The 14,816-nt window shown below is 61.2% G+C and carries 16 protein-coding genes; 3 read left to right on the forward strand and 13 right to left on the reverse strand.

The annotated features are described in order from the left end of the window. Positions 1–110 precede the first annotated feature (110 nt). The 13 genes from H559_RS0109790 to hisB form a co-directional block, all read right to left on the reverse strand. A complete protein-coding gene (locus H559_RS0109790; RefSeq protein WP_081412979.1) occupies positions 111–2,078 on the reverse strand; it encodes a PglL family O-oligosaccharyltransferase in 1,968 nt (655 codons plus the stop codon). Then, positions 2,068–2,832: a twin-arginine translocase subunit TatC gene (gene tatC, locus H559_RS0109795; protein WP_028452564.1), complete on the reverse strand. Its 765-nt coding sequence runs from the start codon at positions 2,830–2,832 to the stop codon at positions 2,068–2,070. The genes H559_RS0109790 and tatC overlap by 11 nt, the downstream gene beginning before the upstream one ends. A 6-nt stretch (positions 2,833–2,838) precedes the next feature. Further along, positions 2,839–3,399: a Sec-independent protein translocase protein TatB gene (gene tatB, locus H559_RS23305; RefSeq protein WP_051279234.1), complete on the reverse strand. Its 561-nt coding sequence runs from the start codon at positions 3,397–3,399 to the stop codon at positions 2,839–2,841. A gap of 12 nt (positions 3,400–3,411) precedes the next feature. Further along, positions 3,412–3,615: a Sec-independent protein translocase subunit TatA gene (gene tatA, locus H559_RS0109805; protein WP_028452565.1), complete on the reverse strand. Its 204-nt coding sequence runs from the start codon at positions 3,613–3,615 to the stop codon at positions 3,412–3,414. A gap of 29 nt (positions 3,616–3,644) precedes the next feature. Beyond that, a complete protein-coding gene (locus tag H559_RS0109810) occupies positions 3,645–3,974 on the reverse strand; it encodes an HIT domain-containing protein (protein ID WP_028452566.1) in 330 nt (109 codons plus the stop codon). Between the two features lie 11 nt (positions 3,975–3,985). Then, complete coding sequence (locus H559_RS0109815) at positions 3,986–4,309, reverse strand: phosphoribosyl-ATP diphosphatase (protein WP_211230922.1); 324 nt, start codon at positions 4,307–4,309, stop codon at positions 3,986–3,988. Between the two features lie 285 nt (positions 4,310–4,594). Further along, a complete protein-coding gene (hisI, locus tag H559_RS0109825) occupies positions 4,595–4,990 on the reverse strand; it encodes a phosphoribosyl-AMP cyclohydrolase (protein ID WP_034640696.1) in 396 nt (131 codons plus the stop codon). 12 nt (positions 4,991–5,002) lie between these two features. Continuing rightward, a complete protein-coding gene (locus tag H559_RS0109830) occupies positions 5,003–5,359 on the reverse strand; it encodes a hypothetical protein (RefSeq protein WP_028452569.1) in 357 nt (118 codons plus the stop codon). Next, the gene (gene hisF / locus H559_RS0109835) at positions 5,359–6,126 is read right to left on the reverse strand and encodes an imidazole glycerol phosphate synthase subunit HisF (RefSeq protein WP_028452570.1); all 768 of its coding nucleotides are present in this window, start codon (positions 6,124–6,126) and stop codon (positions 5,359–5,361) included. The genes H559_RS0109830 and hisF overlap by 1 nt, the downstream gene beginning before the upstream one ends. Positions 6,127–6,264: 138 nt before the next feature. After that, positions 6,265–7,008 carry a 1-(5-phosphoribosyl)-5-[(5-phosphoribosylamino)methylideneamino]imidazole-4-carboxamide isomerase gene (hisA, locus tag H559_RS0109840; RefSeq protein ID WP_028452571.1) on the reverse strand — a complete coding sequence of 248 codons (744 nt, stop codon included), beginning with the start codon at positions 7,006–7,008 and terminating at the stop codon, positions 6,265–6,267. A 49-nt stretch (positions 7,009–7,057) separates the two neighbouring features. Next, positions 7,058–7,264, reverse strand: a complete 207-nt coding sequence (locus tag H559_RS0109845; protein ID WP_028452572.1) for a hypothetical protein — start codon at positions 7,262–7,264, stop codon at positions 7,058–7,060. 12 nt (positions 7,265–7,276) lie between these two features. Further along, entirely contained in the window at positions 7,277–7,915 is a 639-nt protein-coding gene (gene hisH, locus H559_RS0109850) for an imidazole glycerol phosphate synthase subunit HisH (protein WP_028452573.1), read from the reverse strand. Positions 7,916–7,926: 11 nt separating this feature from the next. After that, a complete protein-coding gene (gene hisB, locus H559_RS0109855; RefSeq protein WP_028452574.1) occupies positions 7,927–8,520 on the reverse strand; it encodes an imidazoleglycerol-phosphate dehydratase HisB in 594 nt (197 codons plus the stop codon). A gap of 539 nt (positions 8,521–9,059) precedes the next feature. On the opposite strand from hisB, the gene H559_RS0109860 reads away from it, so the two are divergent. From H559_RS0109860 to H559_RS0109870, 3 genes are read left to right on the forward strand one after another with little or no spacing between them, the layout of a single operon-like run. Continuing rightward, entirely contained in the window at positions 9,060–10,208 is a 1,149-nt protein-coding gene (locus tag H559_RS0109860) for an efflux RND transporter periplasmic adaptor subunit (protein ID WP_034640636.1), read from the forward strand. A gap of 10 nt (positions 10,209–10,218) precedes the next feature. Beyond that, positions 10,219–13,347, forward strand: coding sequence for an efflux RND transporter permease subunit (locus tag H559_RS0109865; RefSeq protein ID WP_028452576.1), 3,129 nt, complete (start codon positions 10,219–10,221; stop codon positions 13,345–13,347). After that, entirely contained in the window at positions 13,340–14,755 is a 1,416-nt protein-coding gene (locus tag H559_RS0109870; RefSeq protein ID WP_081412980.1) for an efflux transporter outer membrane subunit, read from the forward strand. The genes H559_RS0109865 and H559_RS0109870 overlap by 8 nt, the downstream gene beginning before the upstream one ends. The last annotated feature ends 61 nt before the right edge of the window (positions 14,756–14,816 follow it).

Consider the following 14,816-nt stretch of genomic DNA (forward strand, 5'->3'; position numbering starts at 1 on the left):
TGCAGGTCGGCCACATGTTATCGCATGAAATGCTGTGCAGTGCCTATCCCGGCTTGCGGAAATGGCAGTCAGGCAGACGAGAAAAGGGCCGCACACTGTGCGGCCCCGGTTTACCTGCTGGCCTGGCTGGCGATGCTCGCCGCGCTGGCCGGCACGGACGCCGGTACTGGCAGGGGCTTGAGTTCCGGCAGCGGTCTGTCCGGGCGCAGGAGGCGCATCGCATCGTCGATATCGCTGCGCAGTGCGCGCACAGCGGGCTCCTTGAAATCACCGATGATCGAATACAGGTACTCGATGTTTTCCGGGAAGGCGAATGCGGCCTGGCGCATCAGCGTGTGGCCTAGCTTCTGGTTGCCCTGCAGCGTTTCCAGAATGGCCTGGTGTGCGAGATCGGCCGGATAGGGGCGAACCGCATTGAGCTGGCGCAGCACGCCGAGTTTCCACTCGCTGTTGCTGGCATCCGGATAGATGTAGCTGCTGAGCGCCTGCTTGGCGTAGTAGTCGGTCAGCGGATTTTGCGCCAGCCTGTCCAGGATGACGCGGTTCTGCCGGTTGATTTCGGCGTCGCTGCTGGCGTCCATCACCGGATACAGCGCGCAGTAGAGATAGCCGGCGCCAAAGCACAGGAAGAGTGCAGGAAAGGCCAGGCTCCCGAGCACGATACGCTGGGCAGAGGCTTCCCAGTCCAGCATGCGCGGGCCGGAGGGGCTGATGAAAAAGAGCGCAATCGCAAACGGGCCGATGAAGTGGAAGTACCACAGCGGGTATTCCACCACGCTGTGCAGTAGCGACACCACTACCAGCGCCAGGCCGAAGGTGGCGGCCGGGTCGCGCCAGTTGCGCAACAGGCCAAACAGGACGGCCAGGAGGCCCAGCACGATGGGCAGGATGCCGATAATGCCGACTTCGGCCAGCAGGTTCAGCACCGAATTATGTGCATGCGTGAACAGCACGCTTTCTTCGACTACGGCAAACTGCGGCTGGATCTGCAGCGCCACGCTCTGCTGCGGATAAGCGCCCCAGCCGATGCCGAGCAGCGGGTGCGAGGTGAACGCTTCCCAGGCTTTCTGCCATTCGACAAGTCGGCGGGCGCCGTTGGAATCAAGGCGGTCCAGCCCGGTCGGCGCGACATGGCTGGCGTCGAAACCCAGCAGCATTTTCACGCCGTCGTTGATCGGTGTGGCGGCGAACTGCATGGCAATGATCAGCAGCGCCATGATGAGCAGCATGAGCCCGAAGCGGCGGATGGCCGCCTGGGCGTGGCCGCTCCGGTAGGCGATGAAGGCAAGCCCGCTACCGATCACGAACCATGCGCCGGCATACAGGAAGGGCGAGCGTGAACTGCTCCAGGCCATGGCGAGCGCCAGCCAGACGGCGAGCAGCGCAAACAGCCATTTCGGCAGTTCGCGGCGCGACGCCAGCCATGCCGCCGATGCCATGCCCCAGCCGATGTAATGGCCGTACATGTTCTTCTGGCCGATATTGCCGAACACCAGCAGGAAGTTGCCCGAACGCAGCATTTCATAGACCTGTCCGCCAGCGATCACCGAATTGAACAGCGCCCCGCACAGGAGACCCCAGGCCAGCGCCTGCGCCAGCACCGTGCTGCCGAACTGCGCCCGGGCGCGGGCGAGCGACCAGACGCCGAGTGCGGCGGTGATGGCATAGAGCGCCGGAATCGTGCGGTCCGACCAGAAATACACCGGCATGACAGCGGATTGCAGCACCAGCACCAGCGCAAGGCCTATCCACAGCAGCGCGGCCCACGGGATGGGGGCCGGCTCGCGGCTTTCATCCGGCATCAGCGCGCCGGCCAGTGCAATCAGCGCGGTCAGTGTGAGCGCCACCAGCTCGGACGGAAAGACCGGGTTGGGCTGATAACGGAAGGATACGAAAAACGGTAGCCAGCCAAGCAGGAACAGCAGCAGCTGGAATGACAGTTGCGAGCGGTTGATGCGGCTGAACAGATTGATGAACAGGAGCAGGGCGAGCGTAATGATGACGAAACCGTACTTGAGCAGGTCGTCATACATGCCGTAGAACTGGGCAATCATCTGGGTCAGGTAGTTAGCGCTCATGCTCGGTCAGTGAGGTGTTTGGGTCGGAGGAGGAAATGCCCGGCTTCCACCAGGCGGAAACGAGCAGGCCCGCTTCGAAAAGCAGCCACAGCGGAATGGCCAGCAGGCATTGCGATACCACATCGGGAGGGGTCACGACGGCCGCAATCACAAAGGCGCCAACCACCACATAGGGGCGGCATTCGCGCAGCTTGGCGACGCTGACAATCCCCATGTGCGTGAGCACGACGACGGCAATCGGCACTTCGAAGGTCACGCCGAAGGCGAGGAACATGCCCAGCACGAAATCGAGGTATTCGGCCGAGTCGGGCAGCCACTGCATCGACGCCGGCACGACCGAGGCGATGAACTTGAATACCACGCCGAACACGAAGAAATAGGCAAACGCCATGCCGGCCAGAAACAGCAGCGTCGAGCTCACCACCAGCGGCAGTACGAAGCGCTTTTCATGCGTGTAGAGGCCGGGGGCGACAAAGGCCCAGATCTGGTAGAGCGTGTGCGGCAGGCTGATCAGCAGCGCAACGGTCGCGGCGATTTTTACCTGCACCATGAACGGCGAGGCGATGCCGACCGTGATCAGCTTCTGGCCGGGCAGGACGCTGGTGAGCGGCGCGGCGATCAGATTGTAGAGTTGCTCGGAAACGGTAAAGCAGAGGATGAAGGCGAGCAGATACACGACGCTGCCACGGACGAGGCGTGTGCGCAGTTCCAGCAGATGGGCCAGCAGGGTCTGGGTGTTTTCCGGGTTGCTCATGGGGTATTAGCGCCGGTCTCTTGGCTGTGAAGGGCTCTCAGTAGATACCCCTGTTGCGTGATCGGCGAACAGATCGAGCTGGGCATCAGGGCCGCTGGCGGCCGGTGCAGGGACTTCGCTGTCTGCGATTTTCCGCACGCGCGGGCGGCGCGGCTTGGCCGCTCTGGCTGGTTCATCGGCCGGAGCGCCTGGCGGGGTATCGGCAGCGGGCGGTACCGGATCATCCAGGCGTTCCGGGCGTTCCGGCGGCATGCTGGCGGCAAGAGGCGTGATGCCGAGCGACTCCGGCGTCTGAAGGGGCGGCAAGTGATCCAGCGCCGTCTGCAGTGGCGATTGCACCTGCTGGCGCAGCTGTTCGGCCTCCGCGCGCAACTCGGCTTCGAGGCTGGCGAGCTCGGTCTGTGCGATCTGCTGGTTCAGATCGCTTTTCACACTGGCGACAAAACGCTGTGCGCGCCCAAGCAGTACACCCGCAGTGCGGGCGACCTTGGGCAGCCGCTCGGGGCCGAGCACCACGAGTGCTACGGCGCCGACGACCAGCAGTTCACCAAAACTGACGTCAAACACGCGGCTTCAGACTCAGCGCTTGTCGGAGTCCGGCAGGCTTTGCTCCTGCTCCTTGGTAGCGGGCTTCTTGTCGTCCTCGTCGCCGGCCATGCCGTCCTTGAAGCCTTTGACGGCCGCGCCGAGATCCTTGCCGACATTGCGCAGCTTGCCGGTACCGAATACGACGACGACAACCAGCAGAACGACCAGCCAGTGCCAGATGCTAAAACCACCCATGAATGAAGACTCCGGAAAAGTGAGAAGGATCAGGCTGCAGCAGGCTGACCGAGTACGTGAACATGCAGATGATAGACTTCCTGCCCGCCCGCCGCGCCGGTGTGGACGCGAGTGACGAAGCCGGCTTCGAGTCCGTGCTCTTTCGCCAGCTTTGGCGCCAGCAGCAGCAGCTTGCCCAGCAGCGCCTGGTCGTCCGCGCCGGCATCAAACAGCGAGGTGATGTGCTTTTTCGGGATCAGCAGCAGGTGCACCGGCGCCTTGGGCGCGATGTCATGGAAGGCGACGATGTCGTCGTCTTCATAGGCTTTCTTGGCCGGGATCTGGCCGGCAGCAATCTTGCAGAAGATGCAGTCAGTCATGCAGCTTATCCTCAGGCCGGTTTGCGCGATGCTTTTTCTTCGACGCCGGAAATGCCCTCGCGACGTGCGAGTTCGGCCAGTACGTCTTCATGGCTGAGGCCTTCGTGGGCGAGCAGAACCAGTGTGTGGAACCACAGGTCGGCCACTTCGCGCACCAGGTGCAGCTTGTCGCCATCCTTGGCGGCCATGATGGTTTCGACGGCTTCTTCACCGACCTTTTTCAGGATGCCTTCCTGGCCTTTGGCGTACAGGCGGGCAACGTAGGACGTCGCGGGGTCGGCGTGGCGGCGCTCGGCGAGCACCGCGGACAGGCGTTCGAGAATTTCGGCAGAGATCACGGTATGCCCTCCAGCAGGCGGAAATTGCCGCCCATTATACGGCGGGTGACGCGGGCGTGCAGCGCCGAATGCAGCGGCGCAGGGCTGCGCATCATAGAGGCTGCATGTTAAAACCGTGTGATGCAGGTATCTGCTGAAAGAGTCGGCCATTCTTTGTGATCAAGCACCGGGCGAAGCCCGGCGCAAATGGCCTTTTGAAGAACACCTGTTTGCGCGTCCTGTTTTCATGCATTTCCCCGGTGATGCCGGGGAAAATGCGGCGCGATGGGCTTCGGTGCCCCGCTAGTGCGAGTGGCCGTAGATGGCGTGCGGGTCTTTCAGGACAGGGTCGACAATCCGCCATTCGCCGTCGATCAGCGTGCGGAAGAAGCAGCTTTCGCGGCCGGTGTGGCAGGCGATGCCGCCTTCCTGCGTGATGCGATAGATCAGCACGTCGCCGTCGCAGTCGAGCTGGATGGCTTCGACATGCTGGAAGTGACCGGATTCTTCGCCCTTGTGCCACAGCTTCTGGCGGCTGCGCGTCCAGTAGTGTGCGGTTCCTTTGGCGGCGGTGAGTGCCACGGCCTCGCGGTTGGCGTAGGCGAACATCAGCACGCGCCCCGATTCCTTGTCCTGGGCAATCACGGGCACGAGGCCCTTGTCATCCCATTTGATGTCGTCCAGCCAGGCGGTGTCCAGATTTGTGTCCAATCAGCGCAGTTCCAGTGTCTGGGCGAGCGATTCGCCCTGCAAATCAAAGACCAGCTCGGCTTTCTGTGCCGGGCCGGCGGGGAGTTCGTTGCCGGCGAGTGCGCCGCGGCGGCTGACCGGATAATAGCGCTTGCCGTTCTGGTCGATCACCGCGATGCCTTCTGCACTGAAACTGGCGGATTTCTTGCCGAATTGCTGCACGGTAAGAAACACCGTCATCAGTTCGGCATGGCGCACGTGGTCGATATTGACCGACAGGCCGGGCTGGGCGCGGATTTTCATGTCCTCGCACGCCAGTAGCGGCATGGCCACTGTGGCAGCCAGCAGTGCTGCTGCGGTACGCAGCCGGCAGACCATTACAGGCGAACCTCGATGCCGGCGGCGCGCATCGCTTCCTTGGCCTCGCGCACCGTGTATTCGCCGAAGTGGAAAATGCTGGCGGCGAGCACCGCATCGGCGTGGCCCTCTTTGACGCCATCGACCAGGTGCTGCAGGTTGCCGACACCGCCCGAGGCGATCACCGGAATGTTCACCGCATCGGAAATCGCGCGCGTCAGCGGCAGGTTGAAGCCGATTTTGGTGCCATCGCGATCCATGCTGGTGAGCAGGATTTCGCCCGCGCCATAGTCCTGCATCTTCAGCGCCCATTCCACGGCGTCGAGGCCAGTGGCATTGCGTCCGCCGTGAGTGAAGATCTCCCAGCGCGTGTTGTCCGCGTTCACCGCCTTGGCGTCAATCGCCACCACAATCGCCTGGCTGCCGAATTTGGCGGCGGCATCGCGCACCACGTCCGGATTGGTCACTGCCGTCGTGTTGATGCTGACCTTGTCGGCGCCGGCATTGAGCAGGCGCCGCACATCGGCAACCTGACGCACGCCCCCGCCCACGGTGAGCGGAATGAACACCTGCGAAGCGACCGCTTCGATCACGTGCAGGATCACGTCACGGTTGTCCGAGCTTGCGGTGATGTCGAGGAAGGTCAGCTCGTCGGCGCCCTGATCGTTGTACTTCTTGGCGATTTCGACCGGATCACCGGCGTCGCGCAGGCCGACGAAATTGACGCCCTTGACCACGCGACCGGCGGTAACGTCAAGACAGGGGATGATGCGTTTTGCGAGAGGCATTTGAATCAGGCAACCACGGAGACACAGAGGCACAGAAGGTTCGAGTCGCGGGTATTGCTTTGCAGCCTATGAAAAATAAGGGCTGCAAGGTGATACCCTGCTTTCTCAGTGATTTTGTGCCGCTGTGGTTAATGAGCTTCAGGCGTTCGACAGTTCGTCGGCCAGATCCTGCGCGGCCTTGAAATCGATGGTGCCCTCGTAAATGGCGCGGCCGGTAATCACACCCTCGATGCCTTCGGCCTCGACTTCGCAGAGCTTCTTCACGTCGTCGAGGTTGGTCAGGCCGCCGGAGGCGATGACGGGAATCGTCAGTGCACGGGCCAGCTCCACGGTGGCTTCGATATTGATGCCGGAGAGCATGCCGTCACGGCCGATGTCGGTGTAGATCACCGATTCGACGCCGTAACCCTGGAAGCGCTTGGCCAGATCGACCACATCGTGATCGGTGACCTTGGCCCAGCCATCCGTCGCCACCTTGCCGCCCTTGGCGTCGAGGCCAACGATGATGTGGCCGGGGAAGGCGTCGCAGGCTTCGTGCAGGAAGCCCGGCAGCTTGACGGCCGCGGTGCCGATGATGACGTAGTCGATGCCGGCATCGAGGTACATTTCGATGGTTTCCAGGCTGCGGATGCCGCCGCCGAGCTGCACCGGCACGCTGCCATCAATGGCCTTGATGATCTGCTTCACCACGGCCAGATTCTTCGGCTTGCCGGCAAAGGCGCCATTCAGGTCCACCAGGTGCATGCGGCGCGCCCCCTGGTCGAGCCAGTGCGAGACAAAGCTCGCCGGATCGTCGGAGAACACGGTGGCGTCATTCATTTCGCCCTGGCGCAGGCGGACGGCCTGGCCGTCCTTGAGGTCAATCGCGGGGATGATCAGCATGATGGTGTTGGTGCAGTGAGGTTAGTCGGACAAAAAGGATGATGCCGGTTCATGGTTTTTTGCGCGTTGCCAGATAGATCTGCCAGATCAGCGAAAACAGCAGCATCGCCAGCGCGAAGGCTGGGTAGTGCGGCCGTTCGCTATTCCAGGCAATCGCCAGCATCGCCTCGTTGAAGGCAATGAAAATCGCACTGCTGACCAGTGCGAAACGGGCTGCATTTTTCAGGCATGTGCCCAGTGCTGCTAGGGAGATCATGATCCGGCTCGCTTAATTGCCATTCCAGTGTACGAAATTCTGCAGCAGCTTCAGGCCTGCCGTACTCGATTTTTCCGGATGGCACTGGATGGCAAAAATATTATCCCGCGCCACCGCTGCCGCAAAGCGGTACGGGTAGGCCGATTCGACCACGGTGATGTCTTCCGCCGGCATGAAATGATAGCTGTGCACGAAATAAAAACGTTCGCCATCGGCAATGCCGTGCCACAAGGGGTGTGCGCGCGTGATGAACATTTCGTTCCAGCCCATGTGCGGCACTTTCAGCTTCTGGCCTTGTGCGTCGACCATCTGTTCAGGCGGAAAGCGCACCACTTCACCCTTGAAAATGCCGAGACTGGCGGTCGGGCCTTCGGCGCTCTGCTCGAACATGAGCTGCGCGCCGACGCAGATGCCGAGAAAGGGTTTTTCCGCCGCCGCGCGGCGCACGCTGGCGATGAGGCCGGATTCTTCCAGATGGGCCATGCAGTCGGGCATGGCGCCCTGGCCGGGGAACACGACCTTGTCAGCCGCATCAATGACCGACGCATCGGCAGTCAGAACCACGGATGCGTGATTTTCGGCAACCAGCTCCATGGATTTCACCACCGAGTGCAGGTTGCCCATGCCGTAATCAACAATTGCGATTTTCATGTGCGTAATCTTCAGCCGACCAGTGTGCCCTTGGTGGACGGGGTAATGCCCGTCATCCGCTCGTCCGGTTCACAGGCCATGCGCAGTGCGCGGCCGAGTGCCTTGAAAATGGTTTCGGCCTGGTGGTGCGCATTCTTGCCGCGCAGATTGTCGATGTGCAGCGTGACGGCGGCGTGGTTCACGAAGCCGTGGAAAAACTCGCCGAACAGGTCGACATCAAAGGCGCCAATAGTGGCGCGGGTGTAATCGACGTCGTAAGTCAGCCCCGGACGGCCGGATAGATCGACCACCACGCGCGAAAGCGCTTCATCGAGCGGCACGTAGGCGTGGCCGTAGCGGCGGATGCCCTTCTTGTCGCCGAGAGCTTTGGCGAAGGCCTGGCCGAAGGTGATGCCGACGTCTTCCACCGTGTGGTGGGCGTCGATGTGGAGATCGCCCACGGCCTTGATCTCGATATCGAACAGGCCATGCCGGGCGACCTGATCGAGCATGTGTTCGAAGAACGGCACGCCGGTGTCGAAGGTGGCTTTGCCCGTACCATCAAGATTGATGGTGACGGTGATCTGGGTTTCCAGCGTGTTGCGGGTGACGGTGGCCTGGCGCATGATTCTCGGGGTACAAGGTAGGGATTGCCGCAATACCGGCGGAACGCTAATTGTCTCCCAGATGTGCCGGCAGGTGAAGCACTTCCTACAAGGGATGTTACGAATGGGCTGCGTGAGTGGCGTGTGCGCCGGTAGCCCGCCCCGCCTGATGCTTTTCCGTCGTTATTGTGATTAGGCCATCGTCGCAGGATTCTCGTGCCGCCATCGCCATCGCCATCGACGATGTCGCCCTGTGTCGTGCAGCCACGATCATCTTCGTTATATAGACTGCTCCTGCAGTCGAAATTGATGGGGTGGCAAGGCTATAGTGGGTCAGTGCATGTTCCAGCAAGCCCCCCCATCCGTCTGTGACACGGTGCCGTTAATTATGGCTGGAAACGTGGAATATTACCTATCAGGCATGGACTGGCGAGACGATAATGCGCGTTTCATCAAAATCGATCACACTGTCATGTTCTGACAGTTCAGTGTGTATTCTGGGAGCGAAAGTGATGCGTGAAACTGATTACCCCGTTGCGACAGGCCTCCGGCGGAGTCTGATGGCTGTGGCCTTGCTGGCCGCACTCGCAGCCTGCGGTGAAAAGACCGAGCAGAAAGCGCCACCACCGGCCCCGGTTGTGGTCGAGAAGGTCAGCCAGCAGGATGTGCCGATGCAGATTGAGCTGGTGGGCGAGACCGCCGGCTATCGCGATGTCGAAGTCCGCTCCCGCGTGAACGGCATCCTGCTCAAGCGTACCTATACCGAAGGCCAGTTTGTTCAGGCAGGCCAGGTGCTGTTTGAAATCGACCCGGAGCCCTACAAGGCCGCACTGGATCAGGCCAAGGGCGTGCTGGCCCAGAGCATGGCCGCGCTGGAGAAGGCCAAGGCTGACCGCGACCGCATCATTCCTCTCTACAAGGAAAACGCCGTAAGCCGCAAGGATTTCGACGATGCAATGGCTGCCTACGATTCGGCTCTGGCCAATTCGCAATCGGCACAGGCCAAGGTCAAGGAGGCCGAGCTGAATCTGGGTTACACCAGGGTAACCGCCCCGATCTCGGGCGTGACCAGCAAGGTAGCCCAATCCGAGGGCAGTCTGATCATGGCCAGCAGTGGCTCGCCGCTGACGACCATTTCGCAGTTCGAACCGCTGTATGTGAATTTCTCGTATTCCGAACAGGATCGGCTGAACTTCGAGCGCAATGTGGCCTCGGGCAAAATGACAGTACGCGATTCGGCCAACTGGACTGCTCATATCCGTCTGGCCGATGGCTCGATGTATGACAAGGTCGGCCGGGTCAATTTCTCGGACAACCGCGTCGATCCCAAGACCGGGACCATCCAGGCGCGCGCAATTTTCGACAACAAGGACGGCAAGCTGCTGCCCGGTCAGTTCGTGCGCCTGATCCTTGATATCGGTACCCGCAAGGACGCCATTGTGGTGCCCGAGCGCGCCGTTACCCAGTCGCAGGCTGACAAGCTGGTGATGGTGGTGTCAGCGGGTGGCGATGTCGAGCCGCGCACGGTCAAGCTGGGGCCTTCGGTGAAGGGTGGGGTGCTGGTTGAAGAAGGCGTCAAGCCCGGCGAGCAGATCATCGTCGAGGGGCTGATGAAGGCCCGTCCGGGTGCCAAGGTGCAGCCGATGACGGCCAGCCAGATGCAGGCTGCCCTGGCGGCGAAGGCTGCGTCGGCTCCGGCCGCCAAGTAAAGGAGACGTCATGTTCTCGAAGTTCTTTATCGAACGGCCGATCTTTGCCAGCGTGATTTCGATCATCATCGTGCTGGCCGGTCTGGCTGCGATGCGCTCGCTACCTATCGAGCAATATCCGGAAATTACGCCTCCCGTTGTTTCGGTGACCGCGTTCTACCCCGGCGCAACCCCGGAAGTCATCGCCCAGACCGTGGCAGCTCCGCTGGAGCAGCAGATCAACGGCGTTGAAAAGATGATCTACATGCAATCGGGTTCGGCTTCCAACGGCCAGATGAACCTGAATGTGTATTTCGATATCGGCACCGACCCCGATCAGGCGACCATCAACGTCAATAACCGCGTATCCGCGGCCATGGCGCAGTTGCCCGAAGAGGTAAAAAAGCAGGGTGTGACGGTCAAGAAAAAATCGACGTCGATCCTGCAGGTGGTGACACTGGACTCGCCCAAGGGCAGCTATGACACCACGTATCTGTCGAATTACGCGTTGCTGAATATTGTCGATGAACTCAAGCGTATTCCCGGTGTGGGCGATATTTCGCTGTTCGGTGGTACCGATTACGCGATGCGTGTCTGGCTGCGTCCTGACCGCATGGCGCAGCTGGGGCTGACGACCAGTGACGTCGTGTCCGCGATCCGCGAACAGAATGCCCAGTTCGCCGCAGGCAAGATCGGCGCCCAGCCGACGACTTCGCCAGTGGACTTCACCTTTACCGTGCAGACCAAGGGGCGGCTGGAGGAAGTCAGCGAATTCCAGAACATCATCGTGCGGGCCATGCCGGACGGTTCGAAAATCCGCGTGAAGGATATTGCCCGGGTAGAAATCGGCGGCAAGGATTACGATCTGACCGTGCGTGCCAATGGCAAGCCGGCCGTGGGTATCGGTACCTATCTGCAGCCCGGAGCCAATGCGGTTGCCGTGGCCGAGGCCGTCAAGGCCAAGATGGAAGAACTGAAGGCGCGCTTCCCGCAGGATATCCGCTACAGCGTGCCCTACGACACGACCGAGTTCGTGAAGATCTCGATCGAAGAAGTGGTGCACACGCTGTTCGAAGCCATCGTGCTGGTGTTCATCGTGGTTTACCTGTTCCTGCAGAATTTCCGCGCCACGCTGATTCCATGTATCGCCGTACCGGTATCGCTGGTCGGCACGTTTGCCGGGATGCTGCTGCTCGGTTTCTCGATCAACCTGCTGACGCTGTTCGGCATGGTGCTGGCGATCGGTATCGTCGTGGATGATGCGATCGTGGTGCTGGAAAACGTCGAACGGATCATGAGCGAGAAGAAGTGCTCGGCACGCGAGGCAGCCATTCTGGCGATGGAGGAAGTATCCGGCCCGGTCGTAGCGATCGTGCTGGTACTGTGCGCGGTATTCCTCCCGGTAGCCTTCATGGGCGGCATGACCGGGGTGATGTACAAGCAGTTTGCCGTGACGATCGCCGTTTCGGTGGCCATTTCCGGTCTGGTGGCGCTGACGCTGTCGCCGGCGCTGTGTGCCTTGCTGCTCAAGAACAGCCATCACCAGCCTGCCAAATTCTTTGTCTGGTTCAACAACAGCTTCGAGAAGTTGACCGGCAAATACGTCGGCGGTGTGGCCTTCCTGAACCGCCGGGTTGGGGTCGCCTTCGGCCTGATTGCCGTGATCCTGTTCTGCACCTGGGGGCTTTTCAGCCGCCTGCCCGGAGCACTGGTTCCCGATGAAGATCAGGGCTATCTGCTTGGGGCGATCATGCTGCCTGATGCAGCAGCCCTGACCCGCACGCAGAAAGTGGCCGATCATTTTGACCAGATGGTAATGAAAAATCCGAATGTCGAGAATGTTGTCACCTTCTCGGGCTATGACATGCTTTCTGGTGCCGTGATCAGCAACAGCGGCATTTCCTTTGTGACACTGAAGGACTGGAGCGAGCGCCAGGGGGCTGGCAACGACTCGTTTGCGCTGGCCAAGAAGCTGCAGGGCATGGGGTACATGGGCTTGACCGACGGTTTTGCCGCAACCTTCAACCCTCCGCCGATCATGGGCATGTCAACCACCGGTGGCCTCGAAGGCTATCTGCAGAATCGCGGGACTGGTGACGCCAAGGCCTTCTCGGTAGAGGTACAGCGCTTTGTCGAGGCGGCCAAGAAACGTCCCGAGTTCTCCAGCGTATCGACGACCTTCCGCGCCAATGTGCCGCAGATCTATCTGGATCTTGACCGCGAGAAGGCCAAGGCGCTGGGCGTGCCGATCAATAGTGTCTTCGATACCATGCAGGCGACGTTTGGCCAGGTCTACGTCAACGACTTCAACAAGTTCGGCCGCACCTACCGGGTGCAGCTGCAGTCCGAAGCCGATTACCGGGCCAAGCCGGAAGACATCCGCAACGTGTTCGTCCGTTCGCAAAACGGCGACATGATTCCGCTCAACAGTCTGGTCGCGGTGAAGAACTCGGCAGGTCCGGAGCTGGTTGAACGCTTCAACGTTTTCCAGGCCGCCAAGATCATGGCCCAGCCTGCACCGGGCTATAGCTCGGGTCAGGCCATCAAGGCTCTGGAACAGGTGGCTGACGAGGTGCTGGGTAACGAAGCCAAGCTGGAGTGGACCGGTTCGGCCTATCAGGAAAAGAAATCGGCCGGTACCGCAGGGCTTGCATTCGGTTTCGGCATCATCATGATTTTCCTGATTCTGGCCGCGCAGTACGAGCGCTGGTCCTTGCCGTTCGCGGTGATTACCGCCGTGCCGTTCGCACTGTTCGGTGCCTTGCTCGCAACGTGGGCAGTCGGGCTGACCAATAACGTGTATTTCCAGATCGGCCTGGTGACACTGATAGGCCTGGCGGCGAAGAACGCGATCCTGATTGTCGAGTTTGCGGTCATGAAACACGAAGAAGGGTTGAATCTGCTTGATTCGGCGCTGGAAGCCGCGCGCCTGCGCTTCAGGCCAATCGTGATGACCTCGCTGGCCTTCATTCTGGGCTGCGTACCGCTGGTCATGTCCAGTGGCGCGGGCTCGGCCAGCCGTCATGCGCTGGGCTGGCCGGTGATTGGCGGCATGCTGGCTGCCACCTTTATCGCGATTTTCTTCATTCCGCTGTTCTTCCGCCTGATCATGCGCTCTTCCGAGCGCAAGGCCGTCAGCCAGGAGCAGAACCATGACTGAACACATCAAACCCTTGTCGCGTACGCTTTTGCCCCTGACCCTGGCGGTCCTGCTGGCCGGTTGCGGGCTGACTCCGACCTATGACAAGCCGCCTTTGGAGCTGCCGCAAGCCAGCGAGCCATCCGCGCCGCTGGCCACCAAGTGGTGGGAAAACTTCCAGGACCCGGTACTCAACCAGCTGATCGAATCGGCGCTGGCGCAAAGTCCGACCATCGAACTGGCGGTTGCCAAGGTCGATGAAGCCCGTGCGGTGCTCGGCGTGACCAGCTCCGAGCAGTTGCCCCAGATCAATGGTACGGCGAGCGCCGGACGCGGGCAGCGTTCCGAGTCGGTCTATGGCGCGCCGCAGCGGGTGGCTGACAGCTATGCCGTCGGCCTGTCGGCCAGCTGGGAGATCGACCTGTGGGGGCGTGTGCGCAACAGCGTTGCCGCTGCGGAGGCTAATCTGCTTGCCAGCGAATACACGCTGGATGGCGTGCGCCTCACGCTCGCCGCCACGGTTGCAGAGCAGTATTTCGCGCTGCAGGCGACTAATGCCAGCCTGATCACGACCCGCAAGACGGTCAAGAGCCGGCAGGAGTCCTACGCGCTGCGCAAGAAGCAGTTCGAGGGGGGCATCACTTCCGAACTGGACATGCGGCAGGCCGAAACCGAGGTTGCCACTGCCGTTGCTGCGCAACTGGATCAGGAGCAGAAGCAGGCCAGCCTGGAAGCATCGCTGTCGGTGCTGGTCGGGCAAATGCCGAAGGATCTCTATGAAAACGGCCTGACGCCCTTGCCGCAGCTGGAATCCAAGGTGCTGGCTTCGGGGGATGTGCCGGCTGGCCTGCCTTCCGACCTGCTGTTGCGCCGGCCTGACATCCAGCAGGCCGAGCAGACGTTGCGTGCCAGCCAGGCGCGGGTGTCGGCCGCGCGTGCTGCCTACTTCCCGCGCATCAGCATTACCGGCCTGCTTGGCGTGGAAAGCCCGGAAATGTCGACGCTGTTCAACAGTGGCAGCGGCGCGTGGTCATTTGCCGGAAATCTGGCGCAGCCGATTTTCAACAACGGGCTGACTGCCGCTCAGGTTGATCAGGCCAAAGCGCAAGAGAAGGCTGCGCTGGCGGCGTATCGTCAGGCGGTAAGCCAGGCATTTGCCGATACGCGCGCGGCACTGCGCAATTATCAGAGTGCCGAGCGCAAGTATCTGGTACTGGCCGCCGAACAGACGGTACTGCAGCGTCAGCTGTATCTGGCGAATCTGCGCTACAACAACGGCTATTCGAGCTATCTCGAAGTGCTCGACAGCGAGCGCAGTCTTTTCCAGGGGCAGTTGAGCCTGGAAGATGCGCTACGCCAGAAGCGTGCCGCGCTGGTCACTCTGTACCGCGTATTGGGCGGGGGTTGGCAGGTGCCGGCACAAGACTGATCCGCTATCAGTCAGCAAACAAACGGCAGCCGTGGCTGCCGTTTGTTTTTGCATCATCAGA

This window comes from Chitinilyticum aquatile DSM 21506 (assembly GCF_000430805.1).
GTDB lineage: Bacteria > Pseudomonadota > Gammaproteobacteria > Burkholderiales > Chitinibacteraceae > Chitinilyticum > Chitinilyticum aquatile.